Origin of the sequence: Arthrobacter sp. OV608, assembly GCA_900110595.1 — a bacterium.
In the GTDB taxonomy this organism is placed as follows: Bacteria; Actinomycetota; Actinomycetes; order Actinomycetales; family Micrococcaceae; genus Arthrobacter.
The window spans coordinates 301,939-308,620 of the sequence record FOEZ01000005.1 but is presented as its reverse complement, the minus strand read 5'-3'; the positions used below and the strand labels follow the sequence as shown (position 1 = coordinate 308,620).

The following is a 6,682-nucleotide window of genomic DNA, read 5'->3' as shown; positions in this document are numbered from 1 at the left end:
TTTGTGTTTGCTCTCGACAAGCACCACACAACACCCGGAGGTCCTCTTATTGCGTCAAATCAATCCCCGTGTCACTAACCTGCCGGGACAGTACATCTAGCCGCCGTACGTTGCCAGCGATGCCGCCAGCCAGTTTCGGGCCGCGTCCGCCAGGCCGGCCGGAGCCAGGATGCGGGCGGAGCCACCGTGCTGGGCCACGAACATCGGCAACCAGCCGGTGTTGCCGAAGCGGATTTCGGCCACCAGCCCGCCGTCGTCGAGCTCGGCTGTGCGCTCAGCATAATAGTCGTCCGCGAGCCCCCTCCCCTGCCGGGTGAGCTGGACGGTCACCACTGTATCGTCGTCACTGGGCGTGAAGAGCTTTGCCGGGACGCCCTCTGAAGGCTTGGTTGCGGCCGGGATGGGCAGGCCGTTGGGGTGGAGGTCATGGACCCGGTCCAGCCTGAAATTCCGCACGTCCTCCACTGAATGGCAGTAGGCCTCGAAGTACCAGATGTTGTCCAGCGAGTACAGTCGCAGCGGATCAACGTCCCGCTCAGACACCGTGTCCCTCTGCGGGGACAGGTACGTCAGGCGCAGCTGGGCCCGGGACTCGATGGCCTGCCTGACCATGGCATGCGTCGCTGCCTCCGCGGGCGCTACTTCCGGGCCTGCCACTGAAGCCGCCCGAAGCCCTTCCTCGCCCGCGGCCGCCAGCAGTTTGAGGGTCACCGATTCCAGGGCGCCGCCCTCGGCCGCCCCCGGCAGCCCGTTCAGTGATTCCAGCCCGGTCAGGAGGGCACAGGCTTCCTCCACCGTGAAGCGGACCGGCTTCTTCAGGTCCAGATCCTGGGTGATGTAGACGTGGTCGTTTTCCCACTGGATGTCGAGCAGATCGTCGGGGTAACCCTCCGGGAGCCCTGAACAGATGAGGATTTGCAGGTCATCCTCCAGCTCTTTCCGGCTGATGCCGAAATGCTCCGCAACGTCCTGGATGTGCAGGCCCTGGTGGTGCACCAGGAAGGGCACCAGCTCCAGCATGCGCTTGAGCTGGTCCTCGGAGGTGCGTACACGCACAGGCCGGGCCGGTGCGGCAGCAAACCGGAAGGCGGGAACCGGCGCGTTGCTGAAGTCAGCAGCTGCCCGGAGCCGGCGCCGGACGGCGTCGGCGAGTTCGGCTGGAGCCACCGCAAGGGCATCGGGCCCGTAGGAGGCAAGCTCTTCGGCCAGGCTCTCCGGATCCCTGTATTGCAGGCTGAGCCGCTCATAGCCTGGCTCAGGCCTGGGCAAGGGTCCGTATTCCTGGGGTGCTGCCTGTGCCGCATCCTCCATTGCCACACCCCGGCGCCGCAGTGCCAGGAGGCGTCCTGCGCGGACGTCCACGACGGCGGTGCGGAGCGGCAGTTCGGGCAGGCGTTCCAGTTCCTGGCGGATATTGAAGTCGCGCGGAGGGCTGAACTGCTCGCGTTCGAGGGTTGCCACCGCGCTGGTGAAACGGGAGAGCCGGAATTGGCGGGGCGCTTTCCTGGCGCGGTCATAACCCATCAGGTACCAGTGGCCGAAGCGGCTTCCCAGGCCCCAGGGCTCCACAGTCCGTTGTTCTTCGCTGCCCGTACTGCCCGCGAGGTAGGTGAACGCGACGGGATGCCTGGCGTGCATGGCTGCAAGGAGGTCGTCAAAAGCCTGGCCTGCGGGCTTGATCCTCGGCTGGACCCCAGGGGGCAGTTGGACGTCGGCGGCTGCACCGGACGCCTGCAGCTTCCGCAACGCGCTCTGGGCTGCGGTGCCAAGCGCCGCACGTTCCCAGAGCTGGGAAGCAAGGAGCAGGACGGTCCACTCTTCCGGGCCCAGTTCCACGTCCGGCAGGCGGTTGGACTCCTTGCCGATCCGGTAGCGGGTGGTTGCGGGATCATCCTCGCTCCAGCCCAGGTCCGTCAGGGTCTCCACGTCAAAGCCGAACTTGCGAAGATCGGCCTTGTCCCGCTCGAACATCCGGCCAAAGGACGCTTCATTGCCGGGAATGGTGCGGTAGACCGTGTCCCGCAGTTCGCTGCGGCGCAGGCCGTACTTGGTATTGAGCAGCGCGATCAGCAGGTTGAGGAGGCGTTCAGTACGGGATGCGGACACTCTGGTTACGTTACTAAACTCCGCGCCGGAACGCAGGAAGCGCGGCAGCAACAGGACACCTGGGTCCTGTTGCTGCCGCGCTTCGAGAAGTTCGGGGGAACCTGGGTCAGCGCACTGCCACCAGGTCAACCACGAAGATCAGGGCTTCATTGGGCTTGATGGCTCCACCGGCACCACGGGAACCGTAGGCAAGCTCGGAGGGGATTTCAAGGCGGCGGCGGCCGCCCACCTTCATGCCCAGCAGGCCCTGGTCCCAGCCCTGGATGACCTGGCCAACGCCTACCCGGAAGTCCAGCGGCGCGCCGCGGCCCCAGGATGCGTCGAATTCCTCGCCGGTGGACCAGGCGACGCCCACATAGTGGGTGGAGACGGTGTCCCCGGCTTGGGCTTCACGGCCGTCCCCCTCAATGAGGTCGGTGATAACGAGTTCCGTGGGGACATCGCCCTCGGGAAAATCGATCTCGGGCTTCTGGCGGTCAAAGTCCCGCTGTCCAAATGACATGGTTGCTCCTAGGTGTCTGGCAGATGGTGTGCTGCTGTGGGATGCCGCGGTGATGGCCGGGCCTGTTGCCATTGTTGCTACTTGGCTCCGAGGATGTCCACTACGAAGACAAGGTCGCCCTTGGCCTCGCCCTGGCCCGCTTCGCCGTATGCCAGGTCCTTGGGGATGACCAGCAGGACCCGGGAGCCCACTGTCTTGCCGGCCAGGCCCTGGGTCCAGCCCTTGATCACGCCGGTGAGCGGGAAAGTTGCCGGCTCGCCACGGTCGAAGCTTGAGTCGAACTTGGTTCCGCCTGCCAGGGTGACGCCGACGTAGTTTACGGTCAGGGTGTCGGTTTCCTTAACCGTGGCCCCGGTGCCCTTGATCAGGTCCTGGGAGACGAGGGCAGTGGGAGCAGCAACGCCTTCGACCGAGATCTCGGGGACGCCGTCCTTTTCAGTGACGGTGGGCAGGCCTGCGGGCGGGGTGACTGTTTCACCTTCGGGCTTCTCCAGCGCAGGGGTCACGTCTGTTGCAGAAAGGATTTTGATAATCAGCAGCTGGGTGGGCTGGGCTGCAGGAGACGGGGCAGGGCTGGCGCCGTCAGAGGGGCTGGGGGCAGCTGCACCCTGCTGGCCGGGCACAGCCAGTGCAAGGCTGGAGCCTACCTTCGCGCCAACGAACGCGTTGTAGATGACCTCGCTGCCGGTCTTCAGTTTCTCGTCCAGTTCGAGCGGTTCTGGCTCGCCGGCGAACGTATCTTCCAGCGTGGACCCGTCGCTGCCGTTCAGGGCCAGGATTGAGATGTTGGCGATCTGGTTGGCCTTCACTGGTTCGCCGCTGCCCTCGGTGACCACCTTGATAGTGGGGTCGGCCACTTCCAGCGGCTTGTCGAATTCCACGCCAGGGGCCTTTTTGTCCCCGTTGTCAGTCAGTTTGAGGGAGTCGAACTTCGCAGTCTCGCCAGCAGGCTTGCTGGTGGGTTCCGGCCCTGCCGAAGAACCGCCGCAGGCGGTGAGCAGCAGCAGAGCGGGAAGAAGGATTGCTAGTAGTCGGCGCACGTAAGAGAACTTTCGTCGGGGCAGGATGGAGGCGGCGATCCACGCCTGGGCGGGCAGCACCGCGGAAGGGCCCGATTAAAGGCCCTATCCAGAATAGCCTCCGAACCTGAGTGTCAGCCCATAGAGTCCAGAAGAGCGTCCACCCGGTCATCAACGCTGCGGAAGGGATCCTTGCACAGGATGGTCTGGTGGGCCCTGTCATTCAGTTTCAGGTGCACCCAGTCCACGGTGTAGTCCCGGCCCAGCTCCTGGGCCCGCCGGACGAAATCACCCCGAAGTTTCGCCCGCGTTGTTTGCGGGGGTGCGTCCACGGCGTCCTTGATGACGGTATCGTCCACGATCCGCCGCACTGCCCCGCGGGACTGCAGAAGGTAATACAGGCCCCGGCTGCGGGAAATGTCATGGTAGGTGAGGTCCAGCTGGGCTATGCGCGGGGCGTCCAGGCCCAGCCCGTGGCGTTCGCGGTAGTTGTCCATCAACTTCTTCTTGATGGCCCAGTCGATCTCCGTGTCAATGCCGCGGGTGTCACCGCTTTCGATGGCCTTCAGGGTCCGCTCCCACAGGTCAAGGATCAAGGGAACATGCGGGTTGTGCGCGCCGTGCTCTTTGACGAACGCCGTCACCTTGGTCAGGTATTCCTGCTGGATCTCCAATGCCGTCAGTTGGCGCCCGTTGGCAAGCCGGACCAATGCCCGGCCGCTGAGGTCGTGGGAGATTTCACGGATGCTGCGGATGGGGTTTTCCATCCGCATGTCCCGCATGATCACCCCGGCCTCGATCATGCGCAGGACCAGGTCCACGGTGCCCACTTTCATCAGGGCCGTGGCTTCGGACATGTTCGAGTCACCCACAATAACGTGCAGCCGCCGGTAGAACTCGGCGTCCGCGTGCGGCTCGTCCCTGGTGTTGATGATGGGCCGTGACCGGGTGGTGGCCGATGACACCCCTTCCCAGATGTGGTCTGCCCGCTGCGAGAAGGCGAAGGTGGCCCCGTGCGGGGTCTTGAGGATCTTCCCCGCCCCGGCAATAAGCTGACGGGTCACCAGGAAAGGAATCAGGATCTCGGCGAGCCTGGAGAATTCCCCGCGGCGGGGAATCAGGTAGTTCTCGTGGCTGCCGTAGGAGTTCCCGGCCGAGTCCGTGTTGTTCTTGAAAAGGTAGACCGTGCCGTTGAAGCCCTCCGCCGCGAGCCGTGCCTGGGCCTCGTCCACCAGGTCATCGAGGATCAGTTCTCCGGCACGGTCATGGGCGATCAACTGCGCGAGGTCGTCACACTCGGCTGTGGCATATTCGGGGTGCGACCCTACATCCAGGTACAGCCGTGAGCCGTTGGTGAGGAAGACGTTGGATGACCGGCCCCAGCTGACCACCTTGCGGAAGAGATACCGGGCCACCTCCTCGGGGGCAAGAGGCCTCGAGTCGGGGCTGGAATACGAAATCCCGAATTCCGTTTCGATACCGAAGATTCTCTTGTCCATGTTTCCTCCTAGGCCAGCAGTGCAGTGATATCCGCGTCGTCAAGCCGGCGGAAAGCGCGCCGTGAACCGCGTGAACTCTCCGACTGCCTGTCCAGGACGGCAACTTCAACCGCCGTGGCCGGCAATGCCTTCGGCTGGGCATCAGACTCGGTGGCCGGGACGAGCGCGGCCATGGCCAGCCGGAGGGCATCGGCGAAGCTGAGCGAACTGCGCCACCCCTCATCGATGGCCGAGGATACCTTGTCCGCCTGTCCGCCCATGACTACGAACTGGTGTTCGTCCGCGATGGAACCATCGAAAGTCAGCCGGTAGAGATGGTCCTCAGCCTGTGTGGGGCCCACCTCCGCTACTGCCAGTTCCACCTCGAAGGGCTTCTGTTCTGCGGTGAACACGGCGCCCAGGCTTTGTGCGTAAACACTCGCCAGCCCGCGGGCTGTGACGTCCTCGCGGTCGTAGGAGTAGCCACGGACATCGGCGTACCGCACCCCGGCCTGCCGGAGGCTTTCGAATTCGTTGTATTTTCCGACGGCGGCGAACGCGATCTTGTCGTAAATCTCGCCGATCTTGTGCAGGGACGGCGAGGGGTTCTCGGCTACCAGCGCGATGCCGTCCGCGCAGCTGATCACGGCGACAGACCGGCCGCGGGCAATGCCCTTCCGTGCGAAATCCGCACGGTCCTTCATCAGCTGCTCAGGTGATACATAAAATTGCTGTGTCATTGTCAGGCCTCCCGTCCAGCGTTGGTACGGGATTCGATGACGTTGGTCGCGGCGGCAGCGAGTTCGTTTTCAGCCACCCGCCGGGCACCAGTCCTGTCCACGGTGTAAATCACTGGCCACAACTTCCGGACGGTGTCCGGGCCGCCGGTCGCCGAATCGTCGTCGGCCGCGTCGTAGAGGGCTTCGACGGCGACGGAGACGGCTTCGGCCTCGTTCAGGTTGGGCCGCCACAGCTTCTTCAGGGCCCCCCGGGCAAAGACCGAACCCGAGCCCACCGTATGGTGCTCGTGTTCTTCGTACCGGCCGCCGGTGACGTCGTAGGAGAAAAGCCTCCCGACGCCGGCACTGGTGTCGAAGCCGGCAAAGAGCGGCACTACGGCGAGCCCTTGCAGTGCCAGGGGAAGGTTGCCGCGGATCATTGCCCCCAGCCGGTTGGCCTTGCCTTCCAGGCTGAGCAGCGTGCCTTCGATCTTCTCGTAGTGTTCGAGTTCCACCTGGAACAGGCGGGTGAGGTCTATGGCGATGCCGGCAGTACCGGCGATCCCCAGGACGGAGTAACGGTCCGCCGGAAAAACCTTTTCAATGTGCCTGCTGGCAATCACGTTGCCCATGGTGGCCCGCCGGTCCCCCGCCATCAGCACACCGCCGGCATAGCTCAACGCGACGATGGTGGTGGCATGCGGCACCTGCAGCGGAGCGGCGCCGGGCGCAGCCGACTGGAGTCCCCTGTTATAGGGCAGGAGCTCGGGCCGGTCCCGTTGCAGATGTTCGGTGAAGGACGAGGTGGCGTTGGCGGCTACCCGGTTGGCGGTTGATTCCTGCACTCATGCACTCCTT

The 6,682-nt window shown here is 64.5% G+C and carries 6 protein-coding genes; all 6 read right to left on the bottom strand.

Features of this window, described 5'->3' with window-relative positions; all coding sequences use genetic code 11:
- Positions 1-96 precede the first annotated feature (96 nt).
- Positions 97-2,106 (bottom strand): helix-turn-helix transcriptional regulator, encoded by a 2,010-nt coding sequence (locus BMX78_RS09625; protein WP_091418901.1) that lies wholly within the window; start codon positions 2,104-2,106, stop codon positions 97-99.
- 106 nt (positions 2,107-2,212) lie between these two features.
- A complete protein-coding gene (locus BMX78_RS09620) occupies positions 2,213-2,608 on the bottom strand; it encodes an FKBP-type peptidyl-prolyl cis-trans isomerase (protein ID WP_091418899.1) in 396 nt (131 codons plus the stop codon).
- 77 nt (positions 2,609-2,685) lie between these two features.
- Positions 2,686-3,648 (bottom strand): FKBP-type peptidyl-prolyl cis-trans isomerase, encoded by a 963-nt coding sequence (locus BMX78_RS09615; RefSeq protein ID WP_091418953.1) that lies wholly within the window; start codon positions 3,646-3,648, stop codon positions 2,686-2,688.
- 113 nt (positions 3,649-3,761) lie between these two features.
- A complete protein-coding gene (pafA, locus tag BMX78_RS09610) occupies positions 3,762-5,126 on the bottom strand; it encodes a Pup--protein ligase (RefSeq protein WP_091418897.1) in 1,365 nt (454 codons plus the stop codon).
- Positions 5,127-5,134: 8 nt separating this feature from the next.
- The gene (gene prcA, locus BMX78_RS09605) at positions 5,135-5,845 is read right to left on the bottom strand and encodes a proteasome subunit alpha (RefSeq protein WP_091418895.1); all 711 of its coding nucleotides are present in this window, start codon (positions 5,843-5,845) and stop codon (positions 5,135-5,137) included.
- Positions 5,846-5,847: 2 nt separating this feature from the next.
- A complete protein-coding gene (gene prcB, locus BMX78_RS09600; RefSeq protein WP_091418894.1) occupies positions 5,848-6,669 on the bottom strand; it encodes a proteasome subunit beta in 822 nt (273 codons plus the stop codon).
- Positions 6,670-6,682 lie beyond the last annotated feature (13 nt).

Bases quoted from the DNA above. Each gene is read 5' to 3' on its own strand.
- BMX78_RS09620 (WP_091418899.1), bottom strand. From the start codon at position 2,608: ATGTCATTTGGACAGCGGGACTTTGACCGCCAGAAGCCCGAGATCGAT.
- pafA (WP_091418897.1), bottom strand. From the start codon at position 5,126: ATGGACAAGAGAATCTTCGGTATCGAAACGGAATTCGGGATTTCGTAT.
- prcA (WP_091418895.1), bottom strand. From the start codon at position 5,845: ATGACACAGCAATTTTATGTATCACCTGAGCAGCTGATGAAGGACCGT.